Annotated in this window: 13 protein-coding genes; 10 read left to right on the plus strand and 3 right to left on the minus strand. The window is 40.5% G+C overall.

Annotation, left to right across the window (positions count from 1 at the left end; all coding sequences use genetic code 11):
• Positions 1–59: 59 nt before the first annotated feature.
• From P2W82_RS16505 to P2W82_RS16520, 4 genes are read left to right on the plus strand one after another with little or no spacing between them, the layout of a single operon-like run.
• Entirely contained in the window at positions 60–476 is a 417-nt protein-coding gene (locus P2W82_RS16505) for a helix-turn-helix transcriptional regulator (protein ID WP_336517016.1), read from the plus strand.
• Positions 477–482: 6 nt separating this feature from the next.
• Positions 483–998 carry an ImmA/IrrE family metallo-endopeptidase gene (locus P2W82_RS16510; protein WP_336517017.1) on the plus strand — a complete coding sequence of 172 codons (516 nt, stop codon included), beginning with the start codon at positions 483–485 and terminating at the stop codon, positions 996–998.
• Between the two features lie 55 nt (positions 999–1053).
• Entirely contained in the window at positions 1054–2085 is a 1032-nt protein-coding gene (locus tag P2W82_RS16515; protein WP_336517018.1) for a 3'-5' exonuclease, read from the plus strand.
• 11 nt (positions 2086–2096) lie between these two features.
• Positions 2097–4070 carry a hypothetical protein gene (locus P2W82_RS16520; RefSeq protein ID WP_336517019.1) on the plus strand — a complete coding sequence of 658 codons (1974 nt, stop codon included), beginning with the start codon at positions 2097–2099 and terminating at the stop codon, positions 4068–4070.
• A 3-nt stretch (positions 4071–4073) separates the two neighbouring features.
• Here the strand turns inward: P2W82_RS16520 and P2W82_RS16525 are convergent, their stop codons facing one another.
• Positions 4074–4592 (minus strand): exonuclease, encoded by a 519-nt coding sequence (locus P2W82_RS16525; protein WP_336517020.1) that lies wholly within the window; start codon positions 4590–4592, stop codon positions 4074–4076.
• Positions 4593–4836: 244 nt separating this feature from the next.
• On the opposite strand from P2W82_RS16525, the gene P2W82_RS16530 reads away from it, so the two are divergent.
• Both P2W82_RS16530 and P2W82_RS16535 read left to right on the plus strand, forming a co-directional pair.
• Positions 4837–5034 (plus strand): hypothetical protein, encoded by a 198-nt coding sequence (locus P2W82_RS16530; RefSeq protein ID WP_336517021.1) that lies wholly within the window; start codon positions 4837–4839, stop codon positions 5032–5034.
• Between the two features lie 45 nt (positions 5035–5079).
• On the plus strand, positions 5080–5856 hold the full coding sequence (locus tag P2W82_RS16535) for a hypothetical protein (protein ID WP_336517022.1): 777 nt from the start codon (positions 5080–5082) through the stop codon (positions 5854–5856).
• Positions 5857–5874: 18 nt separating this feature from the next.
• Here P2W82_RS16535 and P2W82_RS16540 read toward each other — a convergent pair whose 3' ends face one another.
• Entirely contained in the window at positions 5875–7908 is a 2034-nt protein-coding gene (locus P2W82_RS16540; RefSeq protein WP_336517023.1) for a DUF2779 domain-containing protein, read from the minus strand.
• A 1065-nt stretch (positions 7909–8973) separates the two neighbouring features.
• Here P2W82_RS16540 and P2W82_RS16545 point away from each other — a divergent pair.
• The 4 genes from P2W82_RS16545 (at position 8974) to P2W82_RS16560 (ending at position 13894) form a co-directional block, all read left to right on the plus strand.
• Positions 8974–10026 carry a helix-turn-helix transcriptional regulator gene (locus P2W82_RS16545; protein WP_336517024.1) on the plus strand — a complete coding sequence of 351 codons (1053 nt, stop codon included), beginning with the start codon at positions 8974–8976 and terminating at the stop codon, positions 10024–10026.
• 150 nt (positions 10027–10176) lie between these two features.
• Complete coding sequence (locus P2W82_RS16550) at positions 10177–11382, plus strand: hypothetical protein (protein ID WP_336517025.1); 1206 nt, start codon at positions 10177–10179, stop codon at positions 11380–11382.
• 389 nt (positions 11383–11771) lie between these two features.
• Entirely contained in the window at positions 11772–12554 is a 783-nt protein-coding gene (locus P2W82_RS16555; protein WP_336517026.1) for a 3-keto-disaccharide hydrolase, read from the plus strand.
• A gap of 494 nt (positions 12555–13048) precedes the next feature.
• Positions 13049–13894: a hypothetical protein gene (locus P2W82_RS16560; protein WP_336517027.1), complete on the plus strand. Its 846-nt coding sequence runs from the start codon at positions 13049–13051 to the stop codon at positions 13892–13894.
• Between the two features lie 9 nt (positions 13895–13903).
• Here the strand turns inward: P2W82_RS16560 and P2W82_RS16565 are convergent, their stop codons facing one another.
• A complete protein-coding gene (locus P2W82_RS16565) occupies positions 13904–14923 on the minus strand; it encodes a PorP/SprF family type IX secretion system membrane protein (RefSeq protein ID WP_336517028.1) in 1020 nt (339 codons plus the stop codon).
• Positions 14924–14926: the final 3 nt, after the last annotated feature.

Raw genomic sequence — 14926 nt, forward strand, 5'->3', positions numbered from 1 at the left:
CCACTTCCGTTAATGTAAAGTATTATAAAATTAAATGTAAAGTTTTATAAACTTTCTTTTTGAAAAACCACTCGATTGACGTTATCTTTGCATTTACAATCCTAAAAAGACTTGGTATCATGTTACTTGATGTTGATAGCTTTTACAAAGAAATCGGCCTAAGAATAAAAAGCGAAAGAATTAAAAGGGATATTAGTCAAAAAAGTCTAGGTGACCATTTAGAATTAACAAGGGCATCGGTCATAAATCTGGAGAAAGGTAGGCACCGACCGTCAATTTACCAGTTGATTCAAATCGCAAGTTTTTTCCAGATAGATTACTCATCATTGGTTCCATACGAAATACAGAAAACTAGACGGAAAAAGACTGACTTATCAAAAGAATTGAACAATAACAATATAGTAACTGATCAAGAGAAAATTGGCAAATCCACACGAACTGCTATTAGTAATTTTTTATCGACCATTCAAAAGTAATAGAGTATGAATATTAAGCTTGTAAATAGCAAAGTGAATGCTATCTTAAAAAGCTTATCTGATATTAGTTTGCCAATCAACATTGAAGAAATTGCGAAAATGCGAGGACTTAAGGTAATTCCCTATCCGTTAGGTGATGATGTTTCGGGTCTGCTTGCTATACAGGATGGAATTGGTACTATAGGTTATAATAAGAATGAGCCCAAAGTAAGACGGCGATTCACAATTGCCCATGAACTTGGCCATTATGAGCTACATAAAGAAAAATCAGACCTTTTCGTCGATAAACAATTTATTTATCGAAGTCAGAATTCTGGCAACACCGCTGTGAACCAGGCAATGGAACAGGAAGCAAATTATTTTGCCTCTGCGATTCTAATGCCAGCAGACCAGGTAAGAAAAGCAATTGAGAAAGCAAATATGGATCTTGGAAGCGAAGAAGCGATAAAAGAATTGGCAAAGATCTTTGAAGTCAGTACAACAGCGATGTCTATACGAATCTCCAGTCTGGGAATGTTCTGATAGCTTAGCCGCGTTTTTAATCCTGCACCAATTTTAACTATCAAAACTAGTGCTTATGCCTAGAGAAAAATGGTTGGTTGATCCAGCAGAATTAGACGAATTTCAAAGAGGAATACGGGAATTAAGCATTGAAGACAGTTACATCGTTAAAGGATGTGCCGGTAGCGGAAAAACAATACTTGCATTGTACAGGGCAAATGACATTCGTATTGAAGCTATTGCAAAGGGGGAAACTCCAAGCTTCACTATGGTCGTTTATACTAAAGCCCTTCAATCATTCATTCGATCTGGGATTCGCGAACTCGGAATTGGCCCACGTCAAGTAATTTACTCTGATCAGTGGGATGGTAATCAGGTTGATCACTTGATTATTGACGAAGCGCAGGATTTTAAAAAGGAAGATATTGATGGATTTAATGCCGCAAGAATAAGATCGATTATGTTATATGGGGATAGTCAGCAGCAGATTTATAATGACAGACTTTCAACAGAGGAAATTGCAAAGCAATTAGGATTAGTTGAGAAGGAACTTTTTAAAAATTATCGGCTGCCAAAGTTAATTGCGTCTTTCGCTGCCCATTTAGGAAATGATAAAGATTTAGAAAAAAAATGTGTAAAGACAGGAACAAACAAGCCAAGGCTTAAAAAATTTAATTCATGGCAAGAGGAACTTAATTATATCATTGGAGAAATTAGAACCAGGAATTACACGGATGTTGCAATCTTGTTGCCATTTAATGATGTACCAGCAGCACCGTATAATAACTTTCATAGAAATATTCAAACAGTAAAGGAATACTATGATTCTATTGGGGTAAGCCTCGAATATAAATTTAATGAGACAATGGACTTGAATTTCGATTCTGAGCTACCGAAAGTGATGACTTATCACAGTTCAAAGGGGCTGCAATTTGAAACTATATTTATCCCATTCTGTGATTTCCCAGGCCATGACAGATGGTTTGTCAGCAAATATCGAAACCCACTTTATGTTGCGCTAACAAGAAGCTATAGAAATTTATATTTAACATACTCTGAAAGATTAACACCATTTTTTAGAGGCATACCGCCTACTAAATACGAATAAGGAGAAACCTAATGAGTTACTATTATTATCCGTTGTGTTCAAAAGATTTTACGTTCGAGAATATTTTCGCAAGTGAAAGCATTTCTCCATACATTTTTTATTCCAAGCGTGGTTTTGGAATAGATTATTTTTATAAAGTTCCAAAAGTGCATCATGAAAAAGCAGTTATTCTTTTCGAGGAGCCGCCCGTCTTTGAAACCGGTAGTAACAACTCCAATATTATCAAATTCATTTTAGCAATAAATAGGGATTGCCTTGATCAAACTGAAATAATAAGCATAGACAACGGAATAATTGGCTATAAAAAAACAATCTACCTTGACAAGGATAATTTTGAAATCCTATTTTTCTCTGAATCGGACAAAAAGGTTGTATGCCTGCGATCTGAAACTTCACTGCCAACAAAAGGTTTAGGAAAATATTCTACTAATTTTAAACTGATTAATGAAAGTGATTGTAGAAAAACTGATTTTTCAAATATCGAGCAATTTAAAATTGATAACGAAAGATTAAGGGAGGCTCTATTCCACGACAGATTGTACAATACATTTAAAGGTTTTATATATGGCATTGCGGCAGGAATGCTAAGGGAGAAGTCTAAAGAAGAAGTAGCGATAAAAAGGAGTTTCCAGGAAATTATTAATTGCTTTGCAGAGTTACGAAATCGAAAGGAAAATGAACAGAAGGGCCTTGACGCACGATATTCAAAAACGTTTGGCACTGGGCAAGGTCAAGTGAAAATATTTTATGATAAGTTAGTTTATGCTATTGCAACTTCGCAAAAGTTATTTTATGATTTATTTCCACCCCAAATTATCACAGAAGAAGAAATTGCTAAATACCTATTCTCGATAAAAGCGCCACGCTTAAAGACATTGGAGGAGGCTTTACGATATGTATCATACAAGATTCTAGATGACGAACTTCTTGGAACAAACGGGTTTCAACAAATAAAAACTATCTATCTAAATGAAACGGGAAAAATGGATCCTTCGGTTCATTATGAGAATTTGAAGGCCGTAGCCGAAAAATCTACAAAAGGGTTAGCAACCTCAAATTGGAATTCGAGCAAGAAAGGGAATCCAAACATTGTTGATGATTTTAAGGAGTCCTTGCATGAGCTTTCAAAGTTTGCTGAACAAAACTTACTTCCAAAAAGAGAGACAAAAAGACTAGATTTTGAGTCGATCAAGTTTAATCCTGAAACAATAGCTATTTCTATTGCTCAAGGGTTTGGTGGTTTGAAAGATCATGAGTTAGAAGAATATCAAATGATTGTAAATATTATTTTGCAAACACCAAAAGTAGGTAAAGGTCAGGCAAAAAAAGAACAGATACTAACTATTGTAGAAGAAACAGGGAATAAAACAAATAAAACAAATGGGGGTAGGCAAACAAGATTATACCGATATCTTAATAATGAGATAAACGATTATTCTATCGAGAACGCGTCTTCAATTGTAATGAAAAATTTCGTTGCTTTCATTTTTAACATTGATAGTCTGGAGAGCCTGGAAAATTATACTGAAGTCAAAGAAATTGATAAAAAATGGATGAGTAATAGTTTTTGGTGTCTTTTTAATGGGTTTGCAAACACTAGCGGAAATTTTCTTAAATATATTTTCGATAACAAAAGTGAAATGTTGCAGAATGAAATTGACAATTATTTGAAAAAAGGTTTTCCAAATAGATTGACCGTATTAAACAGATTGGAGGAAGACAATATCTCAGAACCTGAGCCGCTTGAACATGGGAATGGTCGCGTAGAGAAAGTAGATGTGGCCGTAAGATTTCAGGAGTTTTACAATAAATATATAAAGGGAAAACTGGACATTGAATTCGAAAAATTTGTTTCTATTTTTCAAAGGAAGAATGCTGAAGAAATTCTTAAAGAATTAAAGAGCCAACATAAAGTCCTAAAGAAGGATGGCAAAAAGCTGCTTGAAATGTTTAATGAATATATAAGTTCTGGAACCCTGTTTTAGGTACTACAATTTAATCTTCAGATCTTGGGAGTTTTTCAAAATTAACAATGCCTCAGCATTGCCCTTCGCATCATCAACAGGGTTATGCGTGTGTTTCGTTTGCCGGAGATGCTTAAAATTTTGAAACATGTCTTTTACAATTCCTTTGTACAGGCTCCCTAGATTTTGTGAACTGTGCCCAAAAGGATTTGAACCCGTAAAATGATGGAAGTACCAACAGATAAACATCCAGTCGAAGCCGTTATTATCGCTAATGAAAACAGGTCTGTCTTTCACAACAGTTTTTATCCAGTTAGAAAATTTTTCCATGACCTCTTTTGGATCATCAAAGAATAGAGTTTCATCCCGTGAATGACCGGAGACATTAAGGGCCTCTTGAATATATTTCTCTGAAATTGGCTTAAGCCGGCCGTAAAAGGTTTTGTCCAAATGTTCGTCAACTAGTACAGCTCCGAAGGATATCATAGAGTAGTCACCTGGTATGGGACCATCGCTTTCAACATCTACCATTATGTATGCCATAAAAATGTGAATTTTGGATTTGGTTTACCATAAATTTAGATGCCTATATTAAGACTTTCCCTTAGATAATAAGATGATTGTACGCAACTCACTATACTCACCAATATAATAATATCTCAGTACTGGTTATAATATGAGACAATTCCAAAAACGGATTAGTAAAAATTTAGTGAATTAATTCATTAAAGATTCCAGAAATCAAGTTCAACAAAAGCTACATGCCAAATTCTAGCCAAATGAACCTATGTACTTGTTAGGCACACTTGACAAACTGATCATCGAAGCTCAGCCTGTAGGGATCAAAGCGCCGCTGCACGAGGCCACCGATAAATCCGAGAGAGAGATAACTGTGTTTGCCATTGAAGGTATTATAGTAGGTGACGGCAGGCATCAACTGCGTTTCTCCGAGCCTGGAATCACCGGTTTCGAAATCATGCAATAAATTAGAGATAAGGATCATGTAACAACAACCTAAAGCTGTTTAAAAATGTTGTGGAAAATCAATCAGGATATATTTGATCTAACGAAACAATATTCTACCCAATTAGACAATTTTGCAATTCAATTTGATAGAAAAGGTAGACACCATATTTCAGGTATATCTCCAATGTTTTATGACGAACACGACTTTCAGGATACTTCAAATTTACTTATTATCGGTCTAAACCCTTCGTTGTCTGATGCTGAATATCGGCAACAGAATGGTGATTCCATCTTTTCCTGGAAAAGCTTAAGTTCGCTGAAAATGGTTGACCTTTGTTACAGTGTATCGAAAATAGCAGATTTTCAACAAAACCAAATATACAGTGATAAAGCCCACCCTTACTTCAAAGTAATTCAAAAACACATCTCCCAACTAATCGTGCCAAAAAAAATCGTTCATTATGATTTGTACTCTTTCCGAGCAACGAATTCAAAAATTTGCCTTGGATTTAAGGACGACCCTGTGCTCATTGATTACCATAAGCAATCCGTTAAACGTTTAACTTCCATGCTTGAAACAGGCTTTAAAACAATTTTGATATTAAACAAAAAAGTTTCAGAGTTGCTTCGAGACGAATTAAATCTTTCAAAAAATTCAAACTGCACTTTGAAAATTAGGAAATCACTGTATGGGGTTTATAATGTAAAATCCTTACCCGAGACTGAAAAAATTCCTTACACAAGTTTCATTTTCTTTAAACAGCTTTCATCCGGTGCAAACTTTTCAAACATCGAAATTGAAAAATTAAAAGAAAATTTAAAAGAACACTTCATTTCTTAAGGCCTTTAAGATAATTCCTCACCACCTCCCCAACTCCTTCCCCCACCATTCCCAGATCATCACCATCGCCATCGTATCCAGCTCACAGTAACGCAACAACGCATCGCGGTATAGGATCCGTTCTGCCTCCGGCATTTCGGAGAACTGCAATTTAGCGAAAGCCATCATAGCGGCGCCACCGTCTTTTACTTCGATATCGGTGGAATCGTTGAGATCGAGGTTAAGGTTTTCAGGTATGCCGGGCAGTGAGGCGAGGGTGTTGTATGGATTGAAATCTTTGTCTTCGCGGATCCAGACATGCGGATTGGAAAAATTCAGACTGGGAATACCATTTCCTCCATATACAGGCCGACTGTATTTTTCACGGATATCATCGGAGCTGCGGATCACTGCGGGAAGGATGTATTTGATCGAATTGGAACCGCCGGCGTGGAGACTGTAAAAATGTTCAATCACCATTTTGTACAGATCCTGCATGGGATTTATGGCTTGCCACTTGTTCCCGTTCGTATTGGTACTGGTACTGATGGTTTCAATAAATTTCAACAATTCGTTCCTGTCCGGCACATCTGTTATGCTTTCAACCCACAACTGTTTGTGCAGGTGGTTGAGATAGTTGTTTTCATGATCGTGGTAACGGAAAATGGTTCCCGGTTTTCCTTCCAGGTCGCGACGGAGAGAACGTAGAAAATCATAATTGGGAAACGCACCACGGTCGAAGGACAGGTATTGACTTTGATGACGGATATTACCAGTCTCATCCATCAGGTGATAAGAATATTGAAAAGCAATGGCTTCATACGGCCGACGCTTCTTATGAAATGGCAGGGCCACCATCGTTGTCTCGAAATCGATGAAATGATAAGGCGGCTGAAGCTCGTCAAATAACCGGCGGAGACCATCCATTTCCAGGTGCGGGCTGTAATCCTTGTTGCGCGATTTGATGATCTGTACCGACCGGCGTTTCGTCGCATCCAGACGATCACCACCATCATCGACCCAGGTACGGGAAGCAAAATCGGTGGTCTCGACATCTGTCAGAAAAACCTTTCCATTAGTGATCAGATCATTCACTATGGATCTTGCTCCAGCTTTTCCGGCCCATAAATTCAATACCAGTGGTCGCCTGAAATCTTCATCGCTGAATCTCTTTGCATGTACCCAGCATTCATGAAACCCGCTGCTCAAACCATCGGGATAATCTGCATTCACAAACTGACAATCCCTGCACTTTTTCCCCACCCCGGACCAGATAATCTCGTTGGCCTGTAATTTTTCATTCAGAAAATAAAGCAGTGATTCAAACGCATATTCTTCGGGAAGTTCAATGTCAACAGGATGGTTGAGTATAAACTCATAAACATCATCCACATTGATTATCCGTAAAGGAATCTGCCCGAGATCGGCAGCTGTAACTTCGGGCCTGACCGAAATCCTGGTTCTTCCGTTTGCATCTTTCCCAATCCGGAATAACTGGTTCAGGCCGTCGATCGTTGCTGTGCTGGTCTTATCAGCAAGGATCAGGTGAGCGCGCACAATCTTTCCGGGATTTGCCTTTTCTATGACCCATTTCTGAAAAGCAACGTCGTACAGGTAATTTTTCCAGGCTTTGTTCATCCTGTACGTTCCCCGCTCCGGCCCCTTCTTAACCTCTGTAAGAAATTCAACCGTTTCATCCCAGGATTTAGCTTTTACTTCATAAAGATCGATCCTGTCGCTTTCTTCAACGATCAGGTCACAACGCACAAAAAACTGTTCGAACCGGAAAGCAGCCTCGGCAATTACCTTTCGCCCGGGTTGATTTCGTTTCTCTGCGGTGATAGCCAGCGATTCATCATAATCAAGCGTGTCGACAGTAATGTTTTCTTTTACCGGATCGTCGCAGAACAGATATTTCGCCAGCTCTCCAACCTGGTAGCCACCTTCAGCCAACGCCTGCAGGAAACTGTCTTCGACATTTTTATCGGCATACAAATTTTTGTTCGTGCCGTAATACAGTCCGGTCGGGCAATCGAGCGCGAGCCGGAATTTTGATTTGGTGAAGTAGGGCATAAATAAACTATTTTATTCGCGGCTATTTTGAAACCATCATAGCCGGATATAAACTTACAAAAGGAGTTTGCAAGGTAATTGCGAAGTCGTTGCGGGGCACCACCGGACTCACCCCCGGCCCCTCTCTCGCTGCGCGATAGAGGGGGGAAGGGGGGAGTCAGACCTAACAGGTCAGGTAATCGATGCTATTCTTCAATGAGCGTTCTGCAGACCTTGCATTTCAAGCGGAGATTCGCCGTGAAGCCGAGCAACATCTTAGCCCGCAATGGTGACTGCATTAAATAGTGGAGTCGATGATTAATCTCGCGGCGAGTCCCGCGCACATTTGTGTGCCAGGTGTTGGTGAATATTGCAGACCTTGCATTTCACGCGGAGACTCGCCTTATAGCACTGCCCCGCAACGCCCCAGGCGAGTCTCGCATCAGGTCACATCAAATCGAATCGTCACTGCGCGGACTCGCCGTGACCTTGGGTAGCATCTTGGTCCGCGATAGTTGCTGCATTAACGTGTAGAGTCGATGATGAATTTCGCGGCGAGTCGCGCGCACATTTGAGTGCGATCTGTTTGTCAATATTGCAGACCTTGCATTTCACGCGGAGACTCGCCTTATAGCATTGCCCCGCAACGTCCCAAGGCGAATCTCGCATCAGGTTAAATTGAATCGAAACGTCACTGCGCGGACTCGCCGTGACGTTGGGTAGCATCTTAGTCCGCGATAGTTGCCGCATTAACGTGTAGAGTCGATGATGAATTTCGCGGCGAGTCCCGCGGACATTAGAGTGCCAGGTGTTGGTAAATATTTCAGACCTTGCATTTCACGCGGAGACTCACCTTATAGCACTGCCCCGCAACGCCCCAGGCGAGTCTCGCATCAGGTCACATCAAATCGAATCGTCACTGCGCGGACTCGCCGTGCCATATCGCAGACTTTGCTCTTCACGCGGGACTCGCCTTACATTAAATTTAATCGAATCGTCACTGCGCGCACTCGTCGTAAATTTGTACATACGTCATTTACTAATCAAACCGCCTATTTCATCTGAAAGTTTCATTATTTTAAACAAATGCCAGCGCTTAAAAATACATCGTCAGGTCGCGTAGCACATGCTGAAGATCGTGTAAAAATGATCGATGAACTGTTGAGAAAATATAGTCATGTTGGAAATAGAAAGCAACTTCTGCAACGCCTCAATGCAAAACTCAGCAGTAAGATCAGCGAAAGAACACTCGATGGTGATCTCAGTTATCTGAGGGAAAAATTGAAAGAGTCAGGGACAGGAATTCGATTACTGAATTCTGCATCTAAAGGATTTTATTATTCAGAACCCGGTTTCTCTTTATACAGTTCCGATCTGAACACTGATGATAACCAGATGCTGGATCTGGCGAAGAATATGTTTACCTTCTTCAAGGGCACATCTTTGCAACAAAGATTTGAGCAGCTCGTTGGTAAAATTTCCAAAGGCAGTAATTTTACTGATAGAGAAACTGCAAAAACACCACCAGGTTTTCAACTGGATCTTCCGGATACGGAAAAAGCAACACAGTGGATCGATACACTGCTCGAAGCCATTTTTGAACAACAGGCACTGGAGATGGAGTATGATACTTTTGAAAAAGGTATCAGTACCAAACTTATCAGTCCGTACCTCATCAGGCAATACCGCAACAGATGGTTCCTGGTCGCACATGATCAGTATTGCGACAGAGAAGAAAAAGTCAACGTTTTCGCACTTGAAAGCATTCGGCAACTGCTTCCTTCCAACAAACGATTTTTTTCAGATCCGGATTTTAATGCATCTGATTATTTCAGGTACAGCCTCGGCATCTGGCATTGGCACAATCGTCCGCCAATAAAAGTGAAGCTGCAGTTCAACGATTACATTACGATGATTCAGAATAATCCGCTGCATCATTCACAGAAAACTACTTACAACAAGAAAAAGAATATTTTAACTGTACAAATTGAAGTGTACGATACACCGGAATTGGTACAACTCATCCTTGCTTATGGTGAACATGTAAAGGTGATTCAACCTTCGACACTGGCAGATCGAATTGCAAATAGTCTGAAAAAAGCTGCTTCTTCCTACAGTGCCAGGAGAAGGAAACGATGAGTTGATATTGCCGATTTTTCAATTGGAAAAATATCCAACTTTCAGTTTGCAAAAACATTGGAAAGTGCCGGAATAAATGGCAGTATCTCAAAATAAATCCGCTCTTTAACTGAGTTATTCTAAGATCCATGATTACCCTAATTTTATATCATGCCCGAATACAAAAAAATACTCCACCATTGTCAGCAACAGAAAAAATACACCGAAGTTCTGGATCAGTTCCTGGTATATCATGCCGCACACCAGGACAAGCTGGCTGTTGAATTTGATAAGAGAGTGGCGAAATTTAAACACATCACCTCACAGTTTCCCGATGCCTTTAAAAATCAATGTAAAACACAGTACATCATTCACAAAGTTTTCAAGGAGGGAGGCTTAATTAAAAAATACCTGAACCATTCCGCAGTTAAAAAGCTTGACAAAGACGAACAGGATTATCTGCGACTGATGTCGTCAAAACCCTGGAGGTTTTGCTTCGGTGTAATCAATAAAAATCCTGCACCTGATTTTTATGAAATGGAAGATGTATTTACAGGTGAGGAATTTCTATTGTATTCCAGATCTGTGAAAAAGGTGATAGAAGAGAACAACCCCATTTTATGGTTGAACCTGATCGGCTTTAACGGTGAATGCTGGGAGACTTATGGTCCGATAGCAGGATATTCCAGTTTCGAACCTGATGATATTTTCTTTTTTGCCAGCGAACTGGATCATTCTATTGAAGATGACGATGATCTGCTGGATGATCTTGAAAATAATCCGGTTCCGTACATGATGCTTTTCTTTGGATCCCGTTATCCGTTAACGATACAAAGCGAATATGAACAAGTGCTGCAGCAAGGTGTATTTCCGGCCTCCGGTTTTGATATAGAAAAGCTGAAACAGGACTTTATGATTGAACACAAAGAGACGGTATTCAACTTAAAGCACGAGGCCCTGTCATTGCCGCCGCATTATGCTGAAGTATTTTTAGATGAAAATTTGAAAATCATTTTAGTAAGTGCGATGACCGATTATGGCTTCATTGAATTAACGGGGCTTCTTCAGAAACACGGCTTTGATGCATCAACAGAACCCGATATCCGTGTGCATTTGCCAATGCTTGCTTTAACCGAAGATATTCTGAACAAACCCGCTATTCTCAATCCATATAGCGATTTGTTTCATCCGGATACCCCATCAGAAGATCCTGAGGTCGAACAAAAGCTGAATCATTTTATTTCCTCATTGATTCCTTTGATAAATTCAGGAGAAAAATTTGACCTGGAGTTGCTCGCTAACGAAACAGGAATTGACATCGAAACTGCGACACAGATTTTCAACAATGCAATGACACAGGTGAACAAACCAAGGTGAAAACACGCCAGAATCGGAGAAAAATATCCTTCGAAAATTTTTCCGCCACGTATCCGATACTTGCAAGTATCGGATACGTGGGAGCTTTCAGCAATTTCGAAAGCCAGTTCGAAAAAAACAAGTGAAAAAAACTTTACCCAAACAGAATTTTCTGTCCGAGTAAAGGAATTTTCACGCTTTCTATTTTCTGAATGGATGAAAAAGTCAATAGGGTAAGTGAGGCGATAAGGACTATATGGATTGACGCGGGACTCAGTTAAGCGATCTTTTAACTGATATATGAAAGCATCAGGGAGACGGTTGCCTTTTAACACGCTCCATAGATGATCAACACATTTCGTATCTTAAAACGCACAATTATTCAATATAAAACTTTTTAAGTCCACCTTATGAGGTTAATGATCTTCGCAACGAGTATGCTCTTCATCACGTCCTGTTCCAGACATCAACCGCAGCAAAAGAATGAGTGGAAAAAACTATTCAACGAAAAGGACCTCAGCGACTGGGTCGTGAAAATTCACCATCACGAACCCGGTGAAAATTTCGGTAACACCTTCCGGACCGAAGACGGGATGATTCAGGTGCGGTACGACAATTACCAGGATTTCAACGATCAGTTTGGTCACCTGTATTATAAAACGCCTTTTTCTGATTTCCATTTGCAACTGGAGTATCGGTTCACAGGTGAATTACAAAAAGGTGCGCCATCTTACACCTTACTCAACAGCGGCGTTATGTTTCATTCCCAGGATCCGATGAAAATGCCGAAAGAACAGAACTGGCCTATTTCTGTAGAAATGCAGTTTCTGGCGGGCCTGGGTGATGGTAATCCACGCCCTACCGGAAACATGTGTTCACCCGGAACAGATATTGTTTACCAGGGAAAACTGTACGATGGCCATTGCCTGAATTCCAGCTCCCGCACGATCGACAAGAATGAATGGGTAAAAGCCGAGTTGATCGTCTGGCACGACTCGCTGATCACCCACGTGATCAACGGTGATACGGTATTGCAATACAGTAAACCTACTATGGGTGGTGGCGTAGTGGAGGGATACGACCCGATTCTCTGGAAACCGGGAACTCCGTTGAAATCCGGCTATATCGCCTTGCAAAGTGAAGGTCAGCCGATCGATTTCAGAAATATATACCTGCGGAATCTGAAACCGTAATTTTCTTTTTTTTTCGCCAGGAGATCTTAAACCTCGGAGGTGTTTTTGTCAGGGTTGGTCTTTGTTTCTCTATATCAACACAATCTATGTTGACCTCACAGAATCCTATATTCCACTAATTTTACCCTCATGCCAGATTACACTAAAATTACGCCCACTGCAAGAAGGTAAAAGATTTTTCGCCATTACTTGAAGGGTTTCTGATACACTATGCCATTGAACGCGACAAACTGGATCGCGAATTTGATCAGCGCGTCGCAAAATATTCGCATATAACTTCAAAGCAGCCTAAAACCTGGAAGGAAGGTTGCAAAGTCCAATACATCGCACACCGTATTTTCAGAGTAGGTGGGCTGATCAATAAATACCTGAATCATTCAGCGTTTAAAAATCTTTTACACGAGGAACGGGAATTTCTCCAACTTAACGCCACCACGCCCTGGCGTTTCAGTTTCAGTTTCATTCTCGATAGCCCTGCAGCGGATTTCTATAATATGGTCGACGTTTTCACAGATGACGAATTCTTACTGTATTCGCCTTCCGCAAAAATTCTCATCGATGAAAATCATCCGGTACTCTGGTTGAACCTGATAGGTTTTAATGGTCAGTGCTGGGAAACCTTCGGCCCTCTTACAGGATTTGCTTCATTTGATCCTGATGATATTTTCTTTTTCGCAACCGAAGTTAATCCGGACATCATGGAGCAGGAGGACCTTTTACTGGACCTGGAAACTAACCCTATACCATACATGATGTTGTTCAGCGGGTCGCGTACGCCCGGAATCAGGCATAAGGAATTTGACCTGATTCATCAGGTTGGTGAGTTTCCGGTGTCAAAAAATGAATTTCAGCAATTGAAAAAATTATTTTCAGTTGAATACAAGAAACCAGTTTACAAACTGACGAAGGGAAAAACTTCCGAAATACCTCATTTCGCGGAAGCGTATTTTGATGAAGAAGATGAGCTTTTATTATTATCAGCGATGACGGAAAATGGGTATCACAAACTATATAACCTGTTAAACAAGCATATTTCCAATATGCCACCAGATCCTGATATCAGTCTGCATCCTTCAATGATTTCAACTGCAGACACCATACTCAAAAGAAAGATCGAATTGAACCCTTATAGTAAATTATTTGAAACTCCTCCTGATCCGGAAACAGCAGATGAAATTGAAAAACTAAATCGTTTCATGAAACTTGCTTTGCCATCAATCAAATCCGGAAAGTCCCCTGACATTGATGCTATCGCAAAGCAGGTGGGCCTTGATCCGGCACTGGCAGCGGAGGTTTATAAAAAAACGATGAATCATGTGAAGAAAATGAAAAAGACCTAACAGGTCTTTTCAAAACTCCACCGGACACCTCTGCTGCCTGCTCGAACTACTCCTGATATTCAAATAATTCCTGTAACTCAGCGTCAGCTCGAATCCACCCTTCATCTGCGAAGCGGTTTTCAGTTTACTCACATTCACATCATAGCTAACTCCTAGACTCAGATTATAATAATCAAATTTCACCAACGGCACCAGCGCATCATTCCAGCGATAAAACAAACCGACGCCCATCGCGAGTTTGTAGTCTTCTTCTTCCTCTACAAATGAATGACTCAGCAATGCGCCTCCCTGCCCCTGGTAGCTGCCGCCCTGATAGAAAAAGTCACCATAGAAAAACAATTGATCGATTTCGCTGACAGGTGTGTTGACGCCGACATTGAAGACAATTTTTGGATTGAGACTGATATCATGCTCGCGACTGAAAGCAACTTTGGGTTTGTTGAAATGAAAATATGCAGCACCAATGTACATCTTGCTTTCATAGCCAAAACTCGTACTGTATGCGGCCCCGACAGACATATCGAAATAAGAGAGATTGGTGTTGTTAAACGTCTGACTCGTTGGATTCGTAGCCGAATAAGAGCCGTTCACAAACTGATCATCGAAACTCAAACGCGATGGATCAAAACGTTGCTGTACTAAACCGCCGATAAACCCAAGTGAGAGATAACTGTCTTCACCATTGAGTGTTTTATGGTAGGTAACGGCAGGCATCACCTGCGTTTTTCCAAGTCGCGAATCACCTGCAATATCGTTGGTGGTCTGAAGACCGATACTTACATAATCACCCGAGCGGTCGCTGACATTGAATTTTGTTTCGACCCCGAGTGCCATCGTCTGAAATGGAACGGTCACGCTCCCCCACTGCCTTCGGAATCCGCTGGTGACGCGGATATCGCCGCGGTAAAAACCAGACAATGCCGGATTCCGCAACAGCGGCAGTTCATAAAACTGCGAAAAGTTAATGTCCTGCGCAATGGCATGTGCACCGCAGCAAATCATAAAAACTCCGATTAAAATTCTTTTCATACG

This window comes from Pollutibacter soli (assembly GCA_029269725.1).
GTDB lineage: Bacteria > Bacteroidota > Bacteroidia > Chitinophagales > Chitinophagaceae > Pollutibacter > Pollutibacter soli.

Excerpts from the sequence above, each read along its gene's own strand:
- P2W82_RS16550 (WP_336517025.1), top strand. The coding sequence starts at position 10,177 with ATGCCCGAATACAAAAAAATACTCCACCATTGTCAGCAACAGAAAAAA.
- P2W82_RS16560 (WP_336517027.1), top strand. The coding sequence starts at position 13,049 with ATGGTCGACGTTTTCACAGATGACGAATTCTTACTGTATTCGCCTTCC.
- P2W82_RS16545 (WP_336517024.1), top strand. The coding sequence starts at position 8,974 with ATGCCAGCGCTTAAAAATACATCGTCAGGTCGCGTAGCACATGCTGAA.
- P2W82_RS16525 (WP_336517020.1), bottom strand. The coding sequence starts at position 4,592 with ATGGCATACATAATGGTAGATGTTGAAAGCGATGGTCCCATACCAGGT.
- P2W82_RS16555 (WP_336517026.1), top strand. The coding sequence starts at position 11,772 with ATGAGGTTAATGATCTTCGCAACGAGTATGCTCTTCATCACGTCCTGT.
- P2W82_RS16510 (WP_336517017.1), top strand. The coding sequence starts at position 483 with ATGAATATTAAGCTTGTAAATAGCAAAGTGAATGCTATCTTAAAAAGC.
- P2W82_RS16520 (WP_336517019.1), top strand. The coding sequence starts at position 2,097 with ATGAGTTACTATTATTATCCGTTGTGTTCAAAAGATTTTACGTTCGAG.
- P2W82_RS16530 (WP_336517021.1), top strand. The coding sequence starts at position 4,837 with ATGTACTTGTTAGGCACACTTGACAAACTGATCATCGAAGCTCAGCCT.
- P2W82_RS16540 (WP_336517023.1), bottom strand. The coding sequence starts at position 7,908 with ATGCCCTACTTCACCAAATCAAAATTCCGGCTCGCGCTCGATTGCCCG.
- P2W82_RS16535 (WP_336517022.1), top strand. The coding sequence starts at position 5,080 with ATGTTGTGGAAAATCAATCAGGATATATTTGATCTAACGAAACAATAT.
- P2W82_RS16565 (WP_336517028.1), bottom strand. The coding sequence starts at position 14,923 with ATGAAAAGAATTTTAATCGGAGTTTTTATGATTTGCTGCGGTGCACAT.
- P2W82_RS16515 (WP_336517018.1), top strand. The coding sequence starts at position 1,054 with ATGCCTAGAGAAAAATGGTTGGTTGATCCAGCAGAATTAGACGAATTT.